A 20,945-nucleotide genomic window follows, 5' to 3' on the forward strand; every position below is an offset into this window, starting at 1 on the left:
GGGTTTTTCGCGCAAAAAAACCTTCCCCTCCCCCCCCACCCCCCGCCCCCCCCCCCCCCCCCCCCCGCCCCCCCCGCCCCCCCCCCGCGGGGGGGGCCCCCCCCGTGGGGGGGGGGGGGGGGCCCCCGCGACCCGCGAGGAGCCGGGCTATGTCCATCTCCGTGGCGCGGAACATGGGACGTCCGTCGCCGTGCGGATGATGGGCGACACCAGCAGCCCCGCAATGGGCGCCCTGTGTACATTGCTCCTGAGCGGGGCGCGGTTTCCGGACGTAGGATGTGCGCCGGCCGCGGAGGATCCTGGAGGCACGGGGATGGCAAGACGCAACGGCGAGACCGTGCAGGACCGCATCGTGGCCCTGATCCACGATCGTCAGCTCCAGCCCGGCGCTCCGATGCCGACCGAACCGCAGCTCATGGGCCTGCTCGGGGCGAGTCGGAACAGCGTACGCGAGGCGGTTCGGGCGCTGCAGGCGCTGGGCATCGTCGAGATCCGCCACGGTTTCGGCACCTTCGTCGGCCAAGCTTCACTCGATGTGCTCAGCCCGTCGCTGGAGTTCCGGATCCGCTCCGGTCCGCACGGCGTCCGCGCGCTCCATGACCTCGTGGAGGTGCGGGAGATGCTGGAGACCGCGCTCATCGCGCGGGTCGCCGGCTCGACCAGTCCGAGCCGCCTGGCGGCGCTCGACGCCCTCGTGACCGCGATGCAGACCGATCTCGAGGCGGACCGGGCCTTCCACGCGCTGCTCTACGAATCCTGCGGCAACGAGCTCGTGCTGCAGCTGATCGACCTGTTCTGGCAGGTCTACCACCAGGTCGAGCCGCTGGTCGGCGGGCCGGACGAGCGCATGGACGTGACGGTGGGCAACCACCGGCGGATTGTCGATGCGCTGCGCGCCCGGGACGCGTCCGCCGCCCGGGAGGCGATGCAACGGCACTTCCGCGATGTCAAGGAGCGCGTCGCCCGTGCCGAGGCGGCCCAGGCCGCGAAGGCGCTCGACAGCGAAGCGGCGTGAACCGGGTCGGTCAGCGCCAACCGACCTCTGTTCCGCACGGCAGCACCGCCGCGACCGAGGCGGGCGAACACGGTCAGTGTTGCCCCAGGCGGGCCAGCCGGGCGCGCACGCCGTCGAAGTGGGCGCGCATCGCCGCCGCCGCCGACACGCGATCCCCCGTGACGACGGCTGTGTAGATGTCTCGATGCTTACGAGCCACGTCGGCGGGCGTCTCGTCGGGCGGGCCGAGGTCGTCGCTCAGCTGGTGGTAGACCTCCCAGAACGCGCCGAGCAGCCTGCCCACCAGCGGATTGCCCAGCGGGCGGTAGAGCACGTCGTGGAAGAGGCGGTCGGTGTCGGGTGAGACCGTGCCCACCCGCGCCTCGGCCTCCATCTGCGCGATGACATCGCGGGCCGGGGCGAGGCCGGGTGCCACGTCCCGGTCTTCCTGCTGGTCGATCAGGCGTTGCACCAGGCCGCTCTCCAGCAGTTCGCGAATCTCGATGAGGTGGCCGAGGTGGTTGCGCTCGCCCTGCAGGGTGATGCGGCTGTGGAAGGCCAGTTCGTCGACGAGGCCGTTGAGCGACATGCGCCCCACGAACATCCCGAAGCCGTGGCGGATGTCGACGATGCCGACGGCCTGAAGGACCTTGAGGGCTTCTCTGACCGAGTTGCGGCCGATGCCCAGCTCCTCCATCAGCTCGGACTCGGTCGGCAGCGGATCCCCGGTGGCCAGCCCGCGCTGCAGGATGAGGCCCTTGACCGCCTCCTGCACTTCGACAGCGCGGCTGAGCCGACGCGGCTGACCTGCGGGAATGCGGCGTGCTGTGGGGGGCCGGGCCGAGGCGTCGCTCGCGTCCTGACGATCGGCGTGTAACACCACGGAAATCTCCTGGTCATTTGGTCTTGACCGGCGACGAGCGCGGCCCCTAGCCTCCACTCTAACAGGACATGGGACGTAGGACGTCCAATGTGATGGCTCGAAGAGATCACTCCAAGACGACGCCATAATCCCTTACAGGAGGCACCGTGAGCGCTCCGGTTTCTCGGCCAGTTTTCAGCCGCCGCGACTTTCTGCGCTACAGCGGAACGGTGAGCGCCGCCGCGGCCATCTCCGCCACCCTCTCCGCCTGCAGCGGCCCCGCGTCCACCAGCTCCGCGGGGGCCGGCGGCGACAAAGACCTCGTCACCGCCGTCATCGGATACGGCAACAACCAGAGCTGGGACCCGACCATGACCGCCTCGGCCTTCTCCATGGCCGCCAACAACCACATCTACGAGGGACTGGTCGACACCGACCCGATCACCCGCGAGCCCTACCCGGCCCTGGCCACCGCCCTGCCAGCCGACACCGCGGCGACCACGTGGAAATTCACGCTGCGGCAGGGGGCCAAATGGCACGACGGGCAGCCGGTCACGGTCGACGACGTGCTCTTCACCTTCCAGCGCATCCTCGACCCGGCCGCCAAGACGCTCACCTACTCCTTCTTCGGCACCTGGCTCAAGGAGGTACGCAAGGTCGACGACACGAGCGTCGAACTGGTCTTCAACTTCCCGTTCCCCGACGCGTTGCAACGCCTGACGATCGCCAAGATCATGCCGAAGCACGTCTTCGGCGCACCCGGCGGCTGGGACGCGGCCAAGGGCGGCAAGGCGGTCGGCTCCGGCCCCTACAAGATGGTCGCGCACAACCCGAAGTCCAACACCGTGCTCGAAGCTTTCGCCGACTACAACGGCCCCCGCAAACCCGTCATCAAGAAGATGAACTGGCTGTCCATCGTAGAGTCGCCGGCTCGGGTCGCGAAGATCTCCGGCGCCAGCGCCGAGGCGCAGATCGCCGACAACATCCCCTACGCCAACATCGACCAACTGCGCAACAGCGGGCTGAGCGTCGAGGGCGGCGAGGGCATGAACCACATGTTCCTCATGTTCAACACCGCCCAGAAGCCCTTCGATGACGTACGCGTGCGCCAAGCGCTGCTCTACGCCATCGACACCAAGAAAATGATCGACGTGGCGCTCAAGGGACACGGCACGCCGGCCACGAGCTTCCTCAACGAGCAGAACCCGTCGTACGCCAAGGCGAAGACCGTCTACCACCACGATCCCGCGAAGGCGAAGGCACTGCTGGCGGCCGCTGGCGTGACCAACCTGTCCGTCACGCTGATGGCGGTCAACGTCAGCTGGATCGCCGACTGCCTGCCCACCATCGCCAACTCCTGGCAAGCGGTCGGCATCAAGACCACGCTCGAACCACAGGACACCGCCGCGCTCTTCACCAAGATGGACCAGTCGCAGTCCTACCAGGTGGTCGCGGCGGCGTCGAACCCGAACCAGTTCGGCCTGGACGCCGACCTCATCCTCCGCTACAACTACACCTCCGGCGGCACCTGGATGAAGTACACCAAGTGGGACACCAGCCCGGAGGCCAAGAACCTGTTCACGCTGATGGACAAGGCCGCCCAGGAGACCGACCCGACGAGGAAGCTGCGGCTGCTGCACCAGTACCTCGACGTCATCGCGGAGCAGGCGGTGCTCTACCCCGTCCTGCACACGGAGCTGATGACCGCCTGGGATCCGAAGAAGCTCACCGGAGTCCGGCCGCAGGCCTACCCGGGCATCAACCTGCTGCAGGCCCAGCGCGTCTGACCCGCCGTGGGGGGGGGGGGGGGGGCGGGGGCGCCCCCCCCCCCCCCCCCCCCCCCCCCCCCCCGGCCCCGGCCCCCCCCCCCCGGGGGGGCCCCCGGCCCCCCCCCCGGGCGGGGCCCCCCGGGGGGGGGCGGGGGGCCCCCCCCGCCCCCCCACCCCACCGCCCATCAGCCGGACCCCGCACCAGGAGGTCAACCAGTGGCAGTCGTCGCCAGAATGCTGGTCCGCCGGACACTCATCCTGATCCCGCTGCTGCTGGGTGTCATCCTCTTCGTGTTCATCATCATGCGGTTCTCCAACAACAAACCGGAGTACGCCTACTTCCAGGGCGCCAACCCGACGGCGGAACAGATTCACCAGTTCCAGGTGGAGAACGGCCTGCTCGATCCGTTGCCGGTGCGCTATGTGCGCTTCGTCGGCGACCTGCTCCACGGCGACATGGGCACCAGCGTCCTCACCAAGGCGCCGGTGCTCGACTCGGTCGTGACCGCGCTGCCGCTCACGCTGCAACTGACCTTCCTCGGCCTGTCGGTCGCCGTGACCCTGGCCCTGATCTTCGGCGTCACCGCGGCGATCTTCCGCGACCGCTGGCCCGACCAGCTCATCCGGCTGGTGTCGCTGATCGGCGTCGCCGCGCCGGCGTTCTGGCTGGCCCTGCTGATGATCCAGTGGCTGGCGGTCGACCGCGGCTGGTTCCCGACCAGCGGCTACATCAATCCCGGCGACTCGTTCAGCGGCTGGCTGCGGTCGATGACGCTGCCGGCGCTCTCCCTGTCGCTGCCCGTCGCCGCCCAGCTGACCCGGATCATCCGCACGTCGATGGTCGAGGAGTTGGACAAGGACTACGTCCGCACCGCGATCGGCAGCGGCCTGCCGCCGATCGTCGTGATCGGACGCAACGTCCTGCGCAACGCGCTGATCAACCCGCTGACGGTGCTGGGCCTGCGCATCGGCTACCTGCTCGGTGGCGCGGTGGTCATCGAGACCATCTACTCGCTGCCCGGGATGGGACAGCTCATGATCAACGGCGTACGCGACGGAGACCCCGCCGTGGTGCAGGGCGTGGTACTCACCATCGCCACCGGCTTCGTCGTGGTGAACCTCGTCGTAGACGTCCTCTACCTGCTGATCAACCCGAGAATCAGGAGCGCAGCGTGATGCGAAGCGGACTCGCGAGGAGACTCTCCCGACCGGGAATCGGTTTCCGGCGGCTCGGCGTGCCCTCGTGGATCTCCATCGCCGTTCTCGTCGTCATCGCCCTCGCCGCGCTCCTCGCCCCCGTTCTCGCCCCGCACTCACCGTACGTGCAGCAGGCCGCCGGCGGCGGGCCCAGCACGACACACTGGATGGGCCTGGACAGCGCGAACCGCGACATCTTCACCCGACTGCTCTACGGCGCACGGTGGTCACTGCTCATCGGACTCGGCGCGACCGCCATCGCGCTGGTTTCCGGCGCGGTGATCGGCGCCGTCGCGGCCACGTCACGCAAGGCCGTCGACGAGGCGATCATGCGCAGCCTCGACGTCGTCATGGCGTTTCCGGGCATCGCGCTCGCCGCCGTGCTGGTCGCCGTCTTCGGTGGCAGCATCCCGGTGCTGGTGCTGGCCATCGCATTCCTCTACATGCCGTCCGTCGCCCGCGTGGTACGCGCGAACGTGCTCGCCCAGTACGGCGAGGACTACGTCGCCGCCGAACGCGTCATCGGCGCCCGCACCCCACACATCCTGCTCAAGCACGTGGCGATCAACTGCGCCGCACCCATCCTGGTCTTCTGCACGGTGATGGTGGCCGACGCGATCGTCTTCGAGGCGTCACTGTCGTTCATCGGCGCCGGAGTGCGCCCACCGGACCCTTCGTGGGGCAGCGTCATCGCCGACGGCCGGAACATGGTCCTGCTCGGCGGCTGGTGGGCCACGGTCTTCCCCGGCCTGCTGATCCTGATCACCGTCCTCACGCTCAACATCCTCGCCGAGGGCGTCTCCGACGCCTGGGCCGCACCCACCGCCCGCCGCGCGGACCCGGTCAAGAAGGCGAAGGACGTCGACGCGCTTGAGCAGGCAACCCCCGGATCAGGTGAGATCACCGAACTGCCGGGGCTGGCGAAGGCCGCGCAGCGTCTGGCCGAACGGGCCCGCCCACTGCCGCAGGGCGAGCCGATCCTGCAGGTCCAGAACCTCACCATCGGCTTCGAAGGCCGGCACGACGGCGTGGACGTCGTCGACGGCATCACCTTCGACGTGCGCCCCGGCGAGGTGCTCGGCCTCGTCGGCGAATCCGGCTGCGGCAAGTCGCTGACCGCACTGACCATCATGGGCCTGCAGCCGCGCGGTGCCCGCATCGGCGGCCGGATCCTCTTCGAGGGCAGGAACCTGCTCACGCTTCCCCGGGCCGCCCGCCGCCGGCTGCTCGGCCACGACATGGCGATGATCTACCAGGACGCACTGTCATCGCTCAACCCCGCGATGACCGTCAAGGCGCAGCTGAAACAGGTCGTCCGCCGGGGCGGACGGCGGAGCCCGACGGAGCTGCTGAAGCTGGTGGGCCTCGATCCCGCGCGTACCCTGGCGGCCTACCCCCACGAGCTGTCCGGCGGGCAGCGGCAGCGGGTCCTGATCGCGATGGCCCTCTCGCGCGAACCCAAGCTGATCATCGCGGACGAACCCACCACGGCGCTGGACGTGACCGTGCAGGCGCAGGTGATCCAGCTGCTGCTCCGGCTGCGTGCCGAGCTCGGCTTCGCTCTGATCCTGGTCTCGCACGACCTCGCCCTGGTCGCCGACGTGACCGACCGCGTCGTCGTGATGTACGGCGGTCAGATCGTGGAAACCGGCGTCACGGCGACCCTGGTCGGCGCACCCGCACACCACTACGCGCGCGGGCTGCTCGGCTCGGTGCTGTCGCTGGAATCCGGCGCCGCGCGGCTGACCCAGATCCGCGGCGTCGTACCAGCCCCGGCCGACTTCCCCCGCGGGTGCCGCTTCGCCGACCGCTGCCCCATGGTCACCGAGATCTGCCGAACCCGGACGCCGCGGCTGGCGGGGCAGCGCCACCACGAGGTGGCCTGCCACCACCCGGCGATCGACGTCACGACGTCCGCCCTCGCCCCCGGCGCGAACGCCGCACCGGCCAGCCCCGCGGAGGCACGATGACTGCGCCAGGCACCCCAAGCCTCGTCGAACTCACCGACGTGCACGTGACGTACAAGGCGCGCTCCGGCGGGCTGTTCCGCCGCGATCACGTCTACGCGCTGACCGCCGCGGATCTCGCCATCGAGGCCGGCGAGACGGTGGGCGTCGTGGGCGAATCCGGCTGCGGCAAGTCGACGCTCGCGAAGGTCCTCGTCGGGCTGGAGAAGCCCACCACGGGCACGGTGCGGTTTCGCGGCCAGGACCTCTGGTCGATGCCGCACTCGGCGCGCCGCGCGGCGATCGGCTCCAGCACCGGGATGATCTTCCAGGACCCCTCGACGGCGCTCAACCGCCGACTGTCCATCCGGCAGGTGCTACGCGACCCACTCGACGTGCACCGGGTGGGCACCCCCCGCCAGCGTGACGAGCGGGTACGTGAGCTGCTCGACCTGGTGGGCCTGCCGCCGAGCGTCGCCGACCTGCTGCCGAGCCAGGTGTCCGGCGGTCAACGCCAGCGGGTCGCGGTGGCCCGCGCGTTGGCGCTACGGCCGCAGCTGCTGATCGCCGACGAGCCGACCAGCGCGCTCGACGTCTCGGTGCGCGCGCAGATCCTGAACCTGCTCCTCGACCTGAAGGAACAGCTCAACCTGGCGATGGTCTTCGTCTCGCACGACATCCAGACGGTGCGGCGAATGAGCGACCGGGTCGTGACGATGTATCTCGGGCGGATCGTCGAGCAGACCCCGGCCGAGGCCGTGCCCGGCCGGGCCCGCCACCCGTACACCCGGGCACTCTTCTCCGCCACTCCCGGTCTGCTCTTCCCGATCGACCCGATCCCGCTGGCCGGGCCGGTTCCCTCCGCCACCCGACCGCCCAGCGGATGCCCCTTCCGTACCCGCTGCTGGAAGGCCGACGACCAGTGCGCCAGGCAGATGCCGGCAGCGCGGACCGACACCGTCGTCCGGCCCGACGATCACCTGTTCCGCTGCCACCACCCGATCCGCGACGGCGCGACCGACCTCGAACTGACCAGCCAAGCCCAGGAGACTGCATGATCACCCACGAACTGTCGCCACAGCGGTCGGCCGCACTGACCGGCGTCATCCCTCCGGTGTCCACCCCACTGACCCCGGACTACGAGGTCGACACCGCATCGTTGACCCGGTTGGTGGACCACCTGCTCGACGGCGGGGTGGATGGGCTGTTCGTCCTCGGCTCCACCTCTGAGGTGGCCTTCCTCCCGGACGGCCACCGCAAGATCGTGCTCGACACCGTCACGCGGCACGTCGCGGGCCAGGTTCCCGTGCTCGCCGGCGTGATCGACATGACCGCCCTGCGTGTGCTGGACCATGCGCGGGTGGCCGTCGAGGCGGGCGTGGACGGGCTCGTGGCCACCGCCCCCTTCTACACTCGCACGCACCCCGCGGAGATCGAGCTGCACTTCCGCACCATCGCGGCGCGCGCGGGGCTGCCGTTGTACGCCTACGACCTGCCGGTCTCGGTGCACAGCAAGCTCGGCGCCGACCTGCTGCTCGAACTCGCCAGCGACGGCGTGCTGGCCGGAGTCAAGGACTCCAGTGGTGACGAGGGCGCGATGCGCGGGATGATCCTCGGGCGACGGGACCGTCGGGACATCGCCTCGTTCAGTGTGCTGACCGGCTCCGAACTCACCGTCGACTCCGCGCTGTGGATGGGCGCCGACGGCGTGGTGCCGGGCCTGGGCAACGTCGACCCGCACGGCTACGCCCGGCTGTTCCGCGCGGCATCGCACGGCGACTGGCAGGCCGCGCGAGCCGAACAGGAGCGGCTGCTGCGCCTCTTCGAACTCGTCAATGTCGGCAGACCGCGGATGGGGCTGGGTTCGTCCGCGCTGGGAGCGTTCAAGGCCGCACTGTACCTGCGCGGAATCATCGACCATCCGACAACGGCGGTGCCGCAGATCCCGCTGAACGAGGACGAGATCGCCCGGGTCGGGAAATACCTGAGCGCTGGCGGCCTGCTGTGATGCCCGGGAGCGGCGACTGCGGACACCGCGACACGCCGCATCGGAATCACCAGACGTGGCGCCGGCACTGAGATCGGCAGATCTACGCGGTACCTGGGGGACGGTGCTCCTGCCGTTGCATGCCGACGACACGATCGCCTGGGACCGGCTGGCGCACGCTCTCGACGTCCTCGTCGGCGCCGGGCTCGATGGCGTCTACGCGCACGGCACCGCGGGCGAGTTCCACACGCTCGGTGAGGAGGAGTACGACCGGATCAACGAGCTTGTCGCCGACAGGTGCGGGCGCCACCGGATTCCGTTCCAGATCGGTGCCAGCCACATGAGCGCCCAAACCTGCCTGGGCCGAGTCCACCGGGCGCGGGCGTTCGCGCCGAGCGGAAGTGGCGCCCACCGCACGCCCGGTGGGCGCCACTTCCCGACGACGGCTGTCGGTCAGCGGACGGTCTCCAGCGGCAGCCTGAGCCCGAGTCGGCCGCCGATCGGGAGGTTCCGCTCCTGGATCAGGGCCAGCTCGGTGGCGGAGAGGGCGCGCCGGTAGACGCGTACCTCGTCCAGCGTGCCGCGGAAGCGGTCCACGCCGTCCAGGCGCTGTCCGATGTGAAGCCCGTGGACGCCGAACTCCCGGCCCAGGGTCACCGAGCCGGCCGGCGCCACCGCCGACGAAACCTCGACGCCATCCACCAGCAGCCTGAGCTGCCCGCCCGCCCGTTGGAGCACGACGAAGTGCCACTGCCCGTCGTTGTACGCGCTCCGCGACTGCACGGTGACGTCGTACCGGCCCACCGCGAGGATCGCGCGAATACGGCCGCTCGCCGGCTCGGCCCGCAGCCATAGCGCAGGCGGGTTGGTGCCGGAGTCCACCCGGTAGAACCACAGGACGGAGTGCGCGCCGGCCTTGTCCGAGTACCGGATCCACGTGCTCAGCGTGAAGTCGTGCGCGCCGAGGTCGATCGACCGGTCGAACGGCACCTCCACCCGGTCGTCGACTCGATCAAGTGCCAGCCCGTTGCCGAACCGGCCAGCGGTGACCTGGGCGCCACCCCGGACGTAGGCGGCATTGTGGTACGGCGACTCGTCCGGCGTCTGCGCTCCGGGCGCCGGCGGGGCGGGAATGCGGGGCGGAGTGCCGTTCGGGGTGTCCAGGTACGCCTCGTTGAACCGGGCGAACCGGATCGTCTCGTACGGGTTGACTGGGCCGGCCTCGTACATCAGCGCCGCCTCGTCACCGTCGAGGCGCACCATGTCGGAGTAGGCCGAGGGACCCCAGTAGAAGACCTTGCCCTCGTTCCAGGTCTCGAAGCTGCGCCCCTCGTCGTACGACGAGCGGACGCCCATCGCCTCGCGGGCGCTGGGGTGCAGCGGCGAGGAGAAGAGGATGCGGTCATCACCGAATCGCAGCAGGGAGCCCTGGACGTCGGTCGTCGCGAGCGCCGGCATGGTGCGGAATGGCGCGTCCCATGTCTCGCCGCCGTCGCTGCTGAACGCGTACGCCCGGTCGCCCGGGTCGGTGCCGCGCTCCCGGGCCGACGCGTAGATCCGCCCGTCGGTGAGCTCGACGACGGTGACCTCCTGCGCGATGACCGCACCGTCGTCGCGGAAAGTCTCCGCACCGATGTTCCAGGTCACCCCGTTGTCGTCGCTGTAGAGCAGATGCGTGCCGTAGACGTGTTTGCCGACCCGGTCCCAGGCCTCGAAGCTCGCCCCGACCACCAGCCGGCCCGCGTGCGCTCCCCGCTGAAGCTGGATCCCGTGCATCGGGCCGGTGGCGTACCAGAAGTTCCACTCCGGACGCTTGCCCTCGCTCATCTCGCGGGCGGTCGACCACGTTGCCCCGTTGTCGTCACTGAACTGCACCCACGGGTCGCGGTCACAGCCGTTGGAACACGGCTCCGGACCGTTGTGCGTGCTCACCACCACCACGCGACCGGTGGTCCGGTCGACGATCGGCACCGGGTTGCCGTGGGTCTCGCCGTTGCCCTCGGAGACCACCTGCAGTGGCCCCCAGGTCCGGCCTCCGTCGGCGGAACGGCGCAACACGAGGTCGATGTCCTCGTCGTCGCCGCAGTCCTTCACCCGTCCCTCGGCGAAGGCCAGGATCATCCCGTTCTCTGCTCGCACCACGGCCGGGATGCGGAAACAGGCGTATCCGAAGTCCCCTCGTTGGTAGAGCACCTGCTCGGCGACGTACGGCTCGCTGGTCTGGCTTGCGTTGGCTGTCGTGCTCGTGCCCGTCGAGGCGGGCTCGGCGCTCGCGGGGCCGCCGATCATGCTGAGGACGACGCCGGCCAGGATCAGTGCCGCCGCGAGGCCACGGTAACGGCGGCGTGAGTCGGTCGGAGCCTCCGGGAAGAACCCGTCGTTCATCTCGTCGCACCCTCCGTGAGAGTCGTGCGCCCCGTCGTCCACGCGATGGCTTCAGGCGACCGATCGCGTCAGCCAGGCTGAACACATAGGACGTAGGATGTCATGCCCAGGACAATACGCGCGGCATCGAGACAGCGACAAGCATCTCTTGACGCCAACTCATGGTCGCCATACTGTCCCCGACAACCAGGACATCCCATGTCATGGTCGCGCGCCGCCAGCGCGAACTGCCGGCCGAACCCACCGAGAGGAAGGGTGTGGCATGACCATGCCGAAGATCGCGTTCGGCGGGGACTACAACCCCGAGCAGTGGCCCGAGGACGTGTGGGTCGAGGACATGAAGCTCATGGCCGATGCCGGGGTGTCGCTCGTGTCCGTCGGCATCTTCTCCTGGGCGAGCGTGCAACCACGTCCCGACACGTACGAGTTCGGCTGGTTCGACCGGGTGATGGACAACCTGGCCGAGGCTGGTATCGGAGCCAGCCTCGCCACCATGACCGCTTCCCCACCACCCTGGCTGTCTCGGCTCCATCCCGAGGCGCTGCCGGAACGAATCGACGGGGTGCGGCTCTGGCCGGGCGGGCGACAGCAGTACTGCCCGTCGAGCCCGGTCTACCGGGAGTACGCCGGGCGGCTGGTCGAGCGCCTGGCCCGTCGCTATGCCGGGCACCCGGCGCTGCAACTGTGGCACATCGGCAACGAGTACGGCTGCCACGTGCGGGCCTGCTACTGCGACGTGTCCGCCGAGGACTTCCGGTGCTGGCTGCGCGAGCGGTACGGCGACATCGACGCACTCAACGAGGCGTGGTCGACGACGTTCTGGTCGCAGCGCTACGACGACTGGGCCGACGTCCTGCCCCCGCGCACCGCGCCGACCTTCTCCAACCCCGCCCAGAAGCTGGACTTCGCCCGGTTCAGCAACGATGCCATCCTCGCCTGCTATCTCGCCGAGCGTGACATCGTGCGCCGCTTCGCCCCGGACGTCCCGGTGACGACGAACTTCATCGGCCTGGTCCACAAGCCGATCGACTCCTACCGGTGGGCCGCCGAACAGGATGTCGTCAGCCTCGACAGTTATCCCGACCCGTACCACCCGCGGGCGCACGTGGAGGCCGCGTTCGGCTATGACCTGATCCGCTCGGCGCGTCGCGGCCAGCCCTGGCTGCTGATGGAGCAGGCACCCAGCGCGGTCAACTGGCGCGAGCGCAACGCGCCGAAGCCGCCGGGGCTCATGCGGTTGTGGAGCTGGCAGGCGGTGGCCCAGGGCGCGGACGCCGTGCTCTTCTTCCAGTGGCGCCAGGCCGTCGGCGGCGCCGAGAAGTTCCACTCGGCGATGGTGCCGCACGGCGGTACCGAGACCCGCGCCCATCGCGAGATTCGGGCGCTCGGACGGGAGATCGCGGGAGTCGCCGAGCTGGCCGGCACGCGCGTGCACGCCGACGTCGCGCTGCTGCACGACTGGGCCAACTGGTGGGCGCTGGAGTCGGACGCCCACCCGGCCGTGCTCGACCTGCTGGAGGCCCACCGGGCGCACTACGCGCCGTTGTTCGACGCCCACGTCACCTGCGACGTCGTGCCGCCGACCGCGGACCTGTCCGGCTACCGGCTCGTCGTGGTGCCGAACCTGTACCTCATGTCCACCGAGGTGGCCGCCCGCCTGCGTCGCTACGTCGAGGGCGGCGGGCACCTGGTGGTGTCGTTCTTCTCCGGCATCGTGGACGAGTCCGACCGCGCGTACCTGGGCGGATACCCCGCCCCGTTGCGGGACCTGCTGGGGCTGCGCATCGATGAGTTCTGGCCGCTGCCGGCGGGCGACACGATCGAGTTGGACTTCGCGGGAGAGCGACACAGCGGCACCGTGTGGTCGGAATGGATCGAGACCGAGGGAGCAGAGGTGGTGGCCACCTTCGCCGACGGCGAGCTGGCCGGCCGGCCGGCGATCACCCGCCACCCGTACGGCGCAGGTGTGGCCTGGTACCTGGCCACCCAGCCCGAGCCGTCGACAATGCGCGCGCTGTTCGACCGCATCCGTGGCGTAGCGGACGTGCAGCCCGTGCTACCCGACCTGCCCGCAGGGCTGCAGGCGGTGGTTCGGCACGGCCCGGACCGGTCGTACCTCCTGCTGCTCAACCACAGCGCCGAGACGGTGACGGTCGCGCTGCCCGCGCCGGCGGTCGACCTACTCGGCGACCGCACGTGTGCGGCCGACGCCGTGACGCTCGCTCCCCGCGGCGTCGCGGTGCTACGGAGGTGACGGGGGGCGGTTCCCGGCCGTCTCGCCGGGCGAGTCTTCTGGTGCGCCGCGGCTGGAGCACCACGAAGAATCACCCGTGACGACGGGCGGCACGGGTGCCGCCGCTCTGCGCAGCGGCACCCGTGCCGGGATCACCGGTTGCGGCGATCTGGTGCCGTAGGTTCGCGGCCGGCGGTCACGGCCGAAGCTGAGTGACCGGGACCCGCCGGAAGGTGATCGTCTCGTTCGCCCCGAAGTTGCCCGTCTCGTAGAGCACGCCGACCGTGTTGGCGCCGAGCTGGACCAAATCTGAGTAGGCGGCGGGGAGACCGGACAGCGCCAGGGCCGGCCGCCAGGTCACGCCGCGATCGGTACTCACCCGCAGGGTCAGCGCCGCGCGGGCGCTCGGGTCCCCGGGGCCGGAGAAGAGCAGCTGGTTACTCGCACCGGTCAGCTGCAGGACGCTGCCCTGCACGACCGGCGCCACGAGCGTGGCCTGCGGACGGTGCGGAAGCTCCAGGGTCTCGCCGCCGTCGCGGCTGTACGCGTCGGCGCGGTTGCCCGGCGCGCTGCCATTGTGCTCACGGGTGTTGACGTAGAGGCGGCCGTCGGGCAGTTCGGCCACCGTGGACTCGTTGACGTTGACGTACCCGTTCGGGTTGTCGTCGACGGATCCGATCCGCCAACTCTCGCCTGCGTCGTCGCTGTAGAGCAGGTGCCCGCCGTAGTACTTCGCCTCTGTACCGAGGTCGGCGGAGCCGGCGGGCGGTGCGATCGAATGGTTGGCCGGGACCACGAGCCGGTCCCGGTGCGCGCCGAGGGCAAGCCGGATCGCGTGGCCCGGGCCGGTGGCGTACCAACGCCAGTTCTCCGCCTTGGCCTGCGCGGTGATTTCGCGTGGCGCGGACCAGTTCGCCCCGTCGTCGTCGCTGTGCTGGACGAAGACCCGACGGCTCTGCTCGGCCGGCACCTCGCCGCGCATGATCGCAGCCTCGGAGGCGGTCCCGCCGTTGTACGTCGACAGCAGCACGACCCGACCGGTCGCGGTCACCACCGGGGCGGGGTTGCCCGCCGTGTTGGGGCCGCTGTCGTGTACGACCTGCAGGGATCCCCACGTGCATCCTCCGTCGATCGACCGCTTCAGCACGAGATCGATGTCGCCGGCATCGCTGAGCGAGGCGAGCCGCCCCTCCGCGAAGGCCAGCAGGGTGCCGGACCGGGTGGCTACGATCGCGGGGATACGGAAACCCTTGTACCCGTCGGCTCCGGCGGTGAAGGGCACAGACCCTTCGCAGCGTGAGCCCTGATCGGTCTGGGCCGGCGCCGCCGCAGCTGACGGGACGCTGGCGCCGGCCAGGCTTGTGAGCAGGGCGGCGCACCCGACGGCGATCGCCGTCCGGGGCGCGGGAACCTTGCGGGTGATGGTTGACACGATGCCACCTTCCTTCGCGGATGGGACGTGGGGCGGTGAGACGGACCAGCGGCGCCGCGGTGTCTCGACGCCGCTGCGGAGTAGGGCCACCAGGTCAAGAGGCTGCTCGTCCGGAACCCGGACGAGCACGGGTTCCGCCACGAGTTCGGGTTTGGCCGGCAGTACGTCCGGGGTCGAACCCGCGAGGTGCTCGGCACCAGGTTCGCGAGGTCGAAGTCCCGAGGCTCGGCGTGCGGGTGGGCGACGGCTGCGTGCCGCGCCTCCAGCGGCGCCTCGCTGTAGCAGTTCGTCAGCCGCGCGCGCCTCCTTACTGGAGCGGGCAACCTGGCAATCAGGCGAGGACGTAGGACGTCCTATCTGAACACTAAGGCCGAGATGGCGGCCAAGGCCATGCGCTACGCGACGAACGGTCGATCTGCTGCGACAAGCGGTCGACAGCAGTCGATAAGGTCCCATGTCTGCCAACGCGCGACGGCGCCACTGCGGCCGCTGCCGAAGAAAGAGACTCGTGCGCATCCGGACCACGGCCCAGCGCCGGCAAATCGGCCAGCAGTACGTCCAGCCCGGAGACTATTCGCAGCCGGCGTCCGCCACGATCCAGACGCATCGGTCAGTCGGCTGCCACTGTCCGGCTGCGGTCAGCCGCCGCACTGCCGGGACACCGTTGCCGCTACGGCAGGCACCCAGGACGGGTCTGCGCCGAAAGCCAGAGCTCATGCCGGCCCGTACGTAATTCGCCGACTGCGTTACGCAGCTCGCCCCGGCACCCGGCTGGGCCGCCGGTCCGGGAGCCGCTATTTCACCTTGCGCGTCGAGCGGGCCACGATGGCGTCGTACTCGGGGTGCTTGCCCAACCATCCGCTGAGGAACGGGCAGATCGGCACCACCGTCCGACCTCTGCCGCGGGCGTCGTCCATCACCGCGCGAGCCAGGGTCGAGCCCACTCCCTGGCCCTCGAACTCCGCCACGACCTCGGTGTGGGTGTAGGCGACGATGTTGCCGGTCAGTTGGTAGGTGACGATGCCGGCGAGTGCTCCGGTCTCGTCCCGCGCCTCGAAACGCTCTCGCTCCGGCGCGTCTGTCACGGTGAACTGCACTCGGCCATCCAACCACGGGCCACCGCGCTGACCGGTCGGGGCCGCCGGGGTGTTCCCCGGGCGGCCCCGACCCCCGCGTCAGTGGAGCAGGACGGGCACCTTCTCCTGCTCCCCCTGCTGGTCGTCGAGCAGGTGCGACGGCTCGCGCCGGCGGGGCAGGAACGCGGCCGGAATGAACGTGGCCACCACCAGCGCGAACGCGATCCAGAACGTGTTCGAGAACGCGCCGGCGGCGAAGTCGAGGCCCCGGTCGATGAGCGACGGCTCGACGGGGAACTGCTGGGCCAGTTCCGGCTGCTGCTGGATGGCGGTGGCGAGGCCGGCCTCGGTGACCGGCTCGCCGTTCGGGTCGGTCACGCCGGGGATCGGTCGCGAGTTGTTCATCTCGTTGGTGAGGATCACCGACATCACCGCGGCGCCGACGGATCCGCCGATCTGCTGGAGGATGTTGACCAGCGTGGAACCGCGGGCGACCTCCTGGGCGTTCAGGGTCTTCAGCGCCGAGGTCATGATCGGCATCATGGTGCCACCCATGCCGAGGCCCATGACGAACAGCGAGCCGCAGAGCAACCAGTACGACGTGTCCGCGTCGAGCTGGGTGAAGGTGAAGAATCCGGCGGCGATGAGCACCAGCGCGAACGGCACGGTGCGACCGACGGGCACCTTGTCGGCGAGCATCCCGGCCACCGGCATCGTCATCATCGCGCCGATGCCCTGCGGCGCGATGAGCAGGCCGGCGGCCAGCGTCGACTCACCGCGGACCAGCAGGAAGTAGCTCGGGAACAGAATGCCGGCGCCCATGAACGCGATGATGAACACGAACATGGTCACCGACGCGATGGTCAGGTTGCGATTGGCGAACAGCCGCAGGTCGAGCAGGGGGTGCCGGGGCTTGAAGGAGTAGAGGACGAACGCGACGACGAGCGCTCCGCCGACCAGCATGGGCGCCCACACCTCGGGGTCGGCGAAGGTGCCGGCCTCGGGCAGCGTGGAGACGCCGTAGAGGAACAGGGCCAGGCCCGGGGAGAGCATCAGCATGCCGACGAAGTCGAACGACTCGGACGGCTCGGGGGCGTCCTTCGGCAGCGCCAGCGCGGCGTAGACGAGCGCGATGGCGCCGATCGGCAGGTTGATCAGGAAGATCCAGTGCCAGCTCGCCGTGTCGATCAACCAGCCGCCGAGGATCGGGCCTGCGATGGGCCCGAGCAGCATCGGGATGCCGAGGACGGCCATCAACCGGCCGATCCGGTGGGGTCCGGCGGCCCGGGTCATGATCGTCATGCCGATCGGCATGAGCATGCCGCCGCCGAGGCCCTGCAGCACGCGGTAGGCGATCAGCTGCCCGATCGTGTCGGCTGTGGCACACAGCACCGACCCGATCGTGAACAGGGCCAGCGCGACCATGTAGAGGCGTTTGGTGCCGAACCGGTCGGCGGCCCAGCCGCTGAGCGGAATCACTGTGGCCAGCGCGAGCGTGTAGGCGGTCATTGTCCAGGCGACCTCGGCGTAGGTCGCGTCGAATTCACGCTGGAAGGTCGGCAGGGCGACGCTGACGACCGTCACATCCAGGATCGACATGATCGCGCCGAGGACGACGACCCCTGCCACCTTGAGTACCGCGGCGTCGAGCTTGTCTGAGGTCGCGATGGTTTTCTGTGTCACTAAGTCTCCTGAATCCCCGTTGGGGCCAGCGGGAGCTGGCCGGTCGCCGGTCCGGTGAACCCGGCGCGCGCTGTCACGAGCGCAGCGATGTCCGCGCGCAGACTAACGACCCGCAGTGACATTCGGCTTCCGGATTTCCGGCGGTAGAGGCGGACGTCACTCCCCACAAGTTCCGCCGAAAGGCCCACTTCCGGAGATTGAAGGCGCTCCGCGGAGCCCTTCGGCGCGGTTACCGACGGTACGCACCGACCAACCGCTACGCCGGCGGGCGGGGCGCGGCGGGCGCGGGCCCCAGCGCCGCGAGTTGGAGCTGCAACGCCAGCCGCGCGCGCGGTGACTCGAGGTCGACGGCGACGACCTCGGCGAGACGGCGCATGCGGTACCGCAGCGTGTTGGGATGCACGTGCAGCTGCCGGGCGGCCTTCTTGGGGTCGCCCTGCTGCTCCAGCCAGGCCGCGACCGTGGCGACATAGTCGGTGCCGTGCCGGCGGTCGTGGGCGACGAGGTCGGGCAGCGGCCCGCCGACCAGCAGGTCCGCGCTCGGTACCGCGCTGACCACGCGGTGCACGACCACCTCCGCCCACTGGTCCTCGAAGCGCAGCACCGGACCCCGCTGCCGGGTCAAGCCGGTCAGCGCGAGCAGTTCCGCCGCCTCGCCCCGCGACCGGGGCAGGTCCGTCAGGTTCCGGGCGACACCGCCGGACGCCGCGCACAACCCCGGGTCGTGCACGGCGATGTCGCGGATCAGCCGCTCCATCCACCGCCGGGATCCGGGCGAGTCCCCCTCCTCCACCAGTACCGCGAACAGGACATCCCCGACGTCCGCGATCAGTGGCTGGCGCCAGCCGTGCCGGCGGGTGATCGACTCCCACAGGGCCAGGTTGTCCACCAGCTCGCCCGTCCCGCCGTGCGCGCCGAGCGCGACGACCCGCCACGGCCCCCGGGGCAGCGCCAGTTCCTCCTGGCCCATCCGGCCGGGGGCGCGCAGGGCGGCGCGCAGACGCTCGGCCGATACCCGTCGGGCGACGTCGGCCTGCACCCGCAGGCGGAGCAGGTGCAACGCCAGCACGGACGCCGTGCCCTGAAGGTCACGCAGGCGCTCGTCGGGCACCGGGCCGTCGACGACTGCCCAGATCGAGCCGAGCAGCTCACCGCCGGCCCGGATCGGGATGATGAGCCGGGGCAGCGTGCCGTCCGGCCCCTGCGGCACGAAGATCAGTTCGGTGCCCGTCGCGAGCTTGCGGAAGACGCCCCGCGACCGGAAGTGGGCGATCACGTTGCCGGGGGCGCGGCGCCCGACGATCGTCGAGACGCGCGCCGGGTCGGCGCGGTCCTGACGTGACGAGTACGCGAGCACCCGGGACTGGGCGTCCTCGATCGTCACCGGCGCGTCGACGACGGCGGCGGTCGCGTCGGCGAGGGCGAACAGCTCGTCGTACACCCCGGACTCGCCGGTGTCGGCCGGGCCGGGCGCGACGGCCCGGTCGATCACCCCGCGCAGCAGCCAGACGAGCTGGGCCCACGAACCGTGGCTCTGCAGCTCGACCAGGGTCAGGTGGCGCTCGGCGGCCGCCGCCCGCACGGCGGGATGCGCGGCCAGCGGAGGCTTGAGGACGAGGCCGGCGGCCCCGGCCTGCGCGTAGCGCGCGACGACGGCGAGCGCCTGCTCCGCTGTGCCGATGCCCGCGCCTAGGACGAGGTCGCCGCTCTGGCCGCTCGTGGCGTCGTCGACCTCGGCGAGGGTCACGTCACGCACCTCCGCCGCACCCGCGGCGACGACGACCTTGAGCAACGCGGCGCCGACCGCGTCCACCACGCCAGCCACGGTGATCACGACCAGATTGTGCCCTGCCCTTGTTCGCTTCGACCAATCGGCGAGACAAGCCTTGGCCTGGCAAAACAATGACGTACCGGCGCCGGCGGGGCCAGGATTGGCGCGATCCCGGTTGCCCTGAAGGAGAAACGACCATGCCCCCCATCGAGTCCGCGCGCGCCCCCCGACACGTCGCCGTCATCGGCGCGGGAATGGTCGGGCTGGCCACCGCCTGGTTCCTGCAGGAGCGGGGCGTCCAGGTCACCGTGCTCGACCGTACGGGCGTGGCGGCGGGCGCGTCGTGGGGCAACGCCGGCTGGCTCACCCCGGGCATCACCACTCCCCTGCCCGAGCCGGCGGTGCTGCGCTACGGGCTGCGCGCCGTGCTGAGCCCGTCGTCGCCGGTCTACGTGCCGCCGCGCGCCGACGCCCGGCTGCTGCGGTTCCTGACCGGCTTCGCCCGGCACAGCACCCCGTCGAAGTGGCGCACCGCCATGCGGGCGTTCATCCCGATGAACCGGCGCGCGTTGGCGTCGTTCGACGCGCTGGCGGCCGGCGGGGTCGGGGCGATGACGCACGAGGCGAAGTCGTTCATCGCGGCGTACCGGAGCGAGGCCGAACGCTCGGTCCTGCTGGACGAGCTGGCGCACATCCACTCCGCGGGCCAGGAGATCGAGTTCGACGTCCTGACGGGGGCCGAGGCGCGCGAGGTGGAGCCCTCGCTGTCGGACAACGTCGGCGCCGCCATCCGCCTGCATGACCAGCGGTACATCAACCCCGGGCAGTACGTGCACGCGCTCGCCGATTCCGTCCGCGCCCGCGGCGCGTCGATCGTCGCCGGCACCGACGTCGTCGATGTCCGCGACGAGGCCGGCGGGGTCCGGGTGGTCACCTCCGCCGGCACGGACGAGCGCTACGACGCGGTGGTGCTGGCGACCGGCACCTGGCTCGGGGAGCTGGGGCGGCGCTTCGGCGTCCGGACCGTCGTGCAGGCCGGCCGCGGGTACAGCTTCAGCGTGGCCATCGAGCACATGCCGTCCGGCCCGGTCTACTTCCCCGCGCAGCGCGTCGCCTGCACGCCGCTGGGCGACCGGCTGCGCGTCGCCGGGATGATGGAGTTCCGCAGCGCCGAGGCGCCGCTGGACCGCCGCCGCATCTCGGCCATCGCCGAGGCCGCGCGGCCCCTGCTGCGGGGCGCCGACCTGGACGCCCGCGCCGACGAGTGGGTGGGCGCGCGGCCCTGCACCCCCGACGGGCTGCCCCTGATCGGGCGGACCAGGTCGCCGCGGGTCTTCGCCGCCGGCGGGCACGGCATGTGGGGCATCACCCTCGGCCCGCTCACCGGCGAACTGCTCGCCGAGCAGATCACCGGCGGCGGGCAGCCCGTGGAGCTGCTTCCCTTCGACCCGCTGCGCTGACGGGCGCCGCCCAAGCCTCACGGACGGCCCACCCGGCCGTGACCTCCGCCATCAGGACGACGCCGGCCCGCCGACCAGGATCCACGGTCGGCGGGCCGGCACCCTTGTCGATAGCCTCGCCGGAGTAGGTTTCAGCGCCTACGCCCGCCA

Annotated in this window: 15 protein-coding genes; 9 read left to right on the top strand and 6 right to left on the bottom strand. The window is 70.7% G+C overall.

Annotation, left to right across the window (positions count from 1 at the left end):
- Positions 1-337: 337 nt before the first annotated feature.
- Positions 338-1,015 (top strand): FadR/GntR family transcriptional regulator, encoded by a 678-nt coding sequence (locus ACGF7U_RS14860; RefSeq protein ID WP_393106676.1) that lies wholly within the window; start codon positions 338-340, stop codon positions 1,013-1,015.
- Between the two features lie 73 nt (positions 1,016-1,088).
- On the opposite strand, the gene ACGF7U_RS14865 is transcribed toward ACGF7U_RS14860, so the two are convergent.
- A complete protein-coding gene (locus tag ACGF7U_RS14865) occupies positions 1,089-1,877 on the bottom strand; it encodes a FadR/GntR family transcriptional regulator (RefSeq protein WP_393106678.1) in 789 nt (262 codons plus the stop codon).
- A 209-nt stretch (positions 1,878-2,086) separates the two neighbouring features.
- Between ACGF7U_RS14865 and ACGF7U_RS14870 the strand changes: the two genes are divergently transcribed.
- The 6 genes from ACGF7U_RS14870 (at position 2,087) to ACGF7U_RS14895 (ending at position 9,314) form a co-directional block, all read left to right on the top strand.
- Positions 2,087-3,643: an ABC transporter substrate-binding protein gene (locus tag ACGF7U_RS14870; RefSeq protein WP_393106680.1), complete on the top strand. Its 1,557-nt coding sequence runs from the start codon at positions 2,087-2,089 to the stop codon at positions 3,641-3,643.
- A 198-nt stretch (positions 3,644-3,841) separates the two neighbouring features.
- A complete protein-coding gene (locus ACGF7U_RS14875; RefSeq protein ID WP_393106682.1) occupies positions 3,842-4,801 on the top strand; it encodes an ABC transporter permease in 960 nt (319 codons plus the stop codon).
- Positions 4,801-6,792, top strand: coding sequence for a dipeptide/oligopeptide/nickel ABC transporter permease/ATP-binding protein (locus ACGF7U_RS14880; RefSeq protein WP_393106684.1), 1,992 nt, complete (start codon positions 4,801-4,803; stop codon positions 6,790-6,792). Before ACGF7U_RS14875 ends, ACGF7U_RS14880 begins: the two co-directional genes overlap by 1 nt.
- Positions 6,789-7,826, top strand: coding sequence for an oligopeptide/dipeptide ABC transporter ATP-binding protein (locus tag ACGF7U_RS14885; protein WP_393106686.1), 1,038 nt, complete (start codon positions 6,789-6,791; stop codon positions 7,824-7,826). Before ACGF7U_RS14880 ends, ACGF7U_RS14885 begins: the two co-directional genes overlap by 4 nt.
- Positions 7,823-8,776: a dihydrodipicolinate synthase family protein gene (locus ACGF7U_RS14890; protein WP_393106688.1), complete on the top strand. Its 954-nt coding sequence runs from the start codon at positions 7,823-7,825 to the stop codon at positions 8,774-8,776. Before ACGF7U_RS14885 ends, ACGF7U_RS14890 begins: the two co-directional genes overlap by 4 nt.
- Positions 8,777-8,879: 103 nt before the next feature.
- Complete coding sequence (locus tag ACGF7U_RS14895) at positions 8,880-9,314, top strand: dihydrodipicolinate synthase family protein (protein WP_393106690.1); 435 nt, start codon at positions 8,880-8,882, stop codon at positions 9,312-9,314.
- Here ACGF7U_RS14895 and ACGF7U_RS14900 read toward each other — a convergent pair.
- Positions 9,209-11,140, bottom strand: a complete 1,932-nt coding sequence (locus ACGF7U_RS14900) for an exo-alpha-sialidase (RefSeq protein WP_393106692.1) — start codon at positions 11,138-11,140, stop codon at positions 9,209-9,211. The genes ACGF7U_RS14895 and ACGF7U_RS14900 overlap by 106 nt on opposite strands.
- A 262-nt stretch (positions 11,141-11,402) precedes the next feature.
- On the opposite strand from ACGF7U_RS14900, the gene ACGF7U_RS14905 reads away from it, so the two are divergent.
- Positions 11,403-13,394: a beta-galactosidase gene (locus tag ACGF7U_RS14905; protein ID WP_393106694.1), complete on the top strand. Its 1,992-nt coding sequence runs from the start codon at positions 11,403-11,405 to the stop codon at positions 13,392-13,394.
- Between the two features lie 175 nt (positions 13,395-13,569).
- Here the strand turns inward: ACGF7U_RS14905 and ACGF7U_RS14910 are convergent, their stop codons facing one another.
- The 4 genes from ACGF7U_RS14910 to ACGF7U_RS14925 all read right to left on the bottom strand — a co-directional run bounded on the left by ACGF7U_RS14910 (position 13,570) and on the right by ACGF7U_RS14925 (position 19,398).
- Positions 13,570-14,655: an exo-alpha-sialidase gene (locus tag ACGF7U_RS14910; RefSeq protein WP_393106696.1), complete on the bottom strand. Its 1,086-nt coding sequence runs from the start codon at positions 14,653-14,655 to the stop codon at positions 13,570-13,572.
- Between the two features lie 944 nt (positions 14,656-15,599).
- Positions 15,600-15,902, bottom strand: coding sequence for a GNAT family N-acetyltransferase (locus tag ACGF7U_RS14915; protein WP_393106698.1), 303 nt, complete (start codon positions 15,900-15,902; stop codon positions 15,600-15,602).
- Between the two features lie 78 nt (positions 15,903-15,980).
- Positions 15,981-17,564 carry a DHA2 family efflux MFS transporter permease subunit gene (locus ACGF7U_RS14920; protein ID WP_393106700.1) on the bottom strand — a complete coding sequence of 528 codons (1,584 nt, stop codon included), beginning with the start codon at positions 17,562-17,564 and terminating at the stop codon, positions 15,981-15,983.
- Positions 17,565-17,820: 256 nt separating this feature from the next.
- Positions 17,821-19,398: a PucR family transcriptional regulator gene (locus tag ACGF7U_RS14925; RefSeq protein WP_393106702.1), complete on the bottom strand. Its 1,578-nt coding sequence runs from the start codon at positions 19,396-19,398 to the stop codon at positions 17,821-17,823.
- 134 nt (positions 19,399-19,532) lie between these two features.
- Between ACGF7U_RS14925 and ACGF7U_RS14930 the strand changes: the two genes are divergently transcribed.
- Positions 19,533-20,795 carry an NAD(P)/FAD-dependent oxidoreductase gene (locus ACGF7U_RS14930; RefSeq protein ID WP_393106704.1) on the top strand — a complete coding sequence of 421 codons (1,263 nt, stop codon included), beginning with the start codon at positions 19,533-19,535 and terminating at the stop codon, positions 20,793-20,795.
- Positions 20,796-20,945 lie beyond the last annotated feature (150 nt).

The organism is Micromonospora sp. NPDC047670 (assembly GCF_043204915.1).
Taxonomy (GTDB): domain Bacteria; phylum Actinomycetota; class Actinomycetes; order Mycobacteriales; family Micromonosporaceae; genus Micromonospora.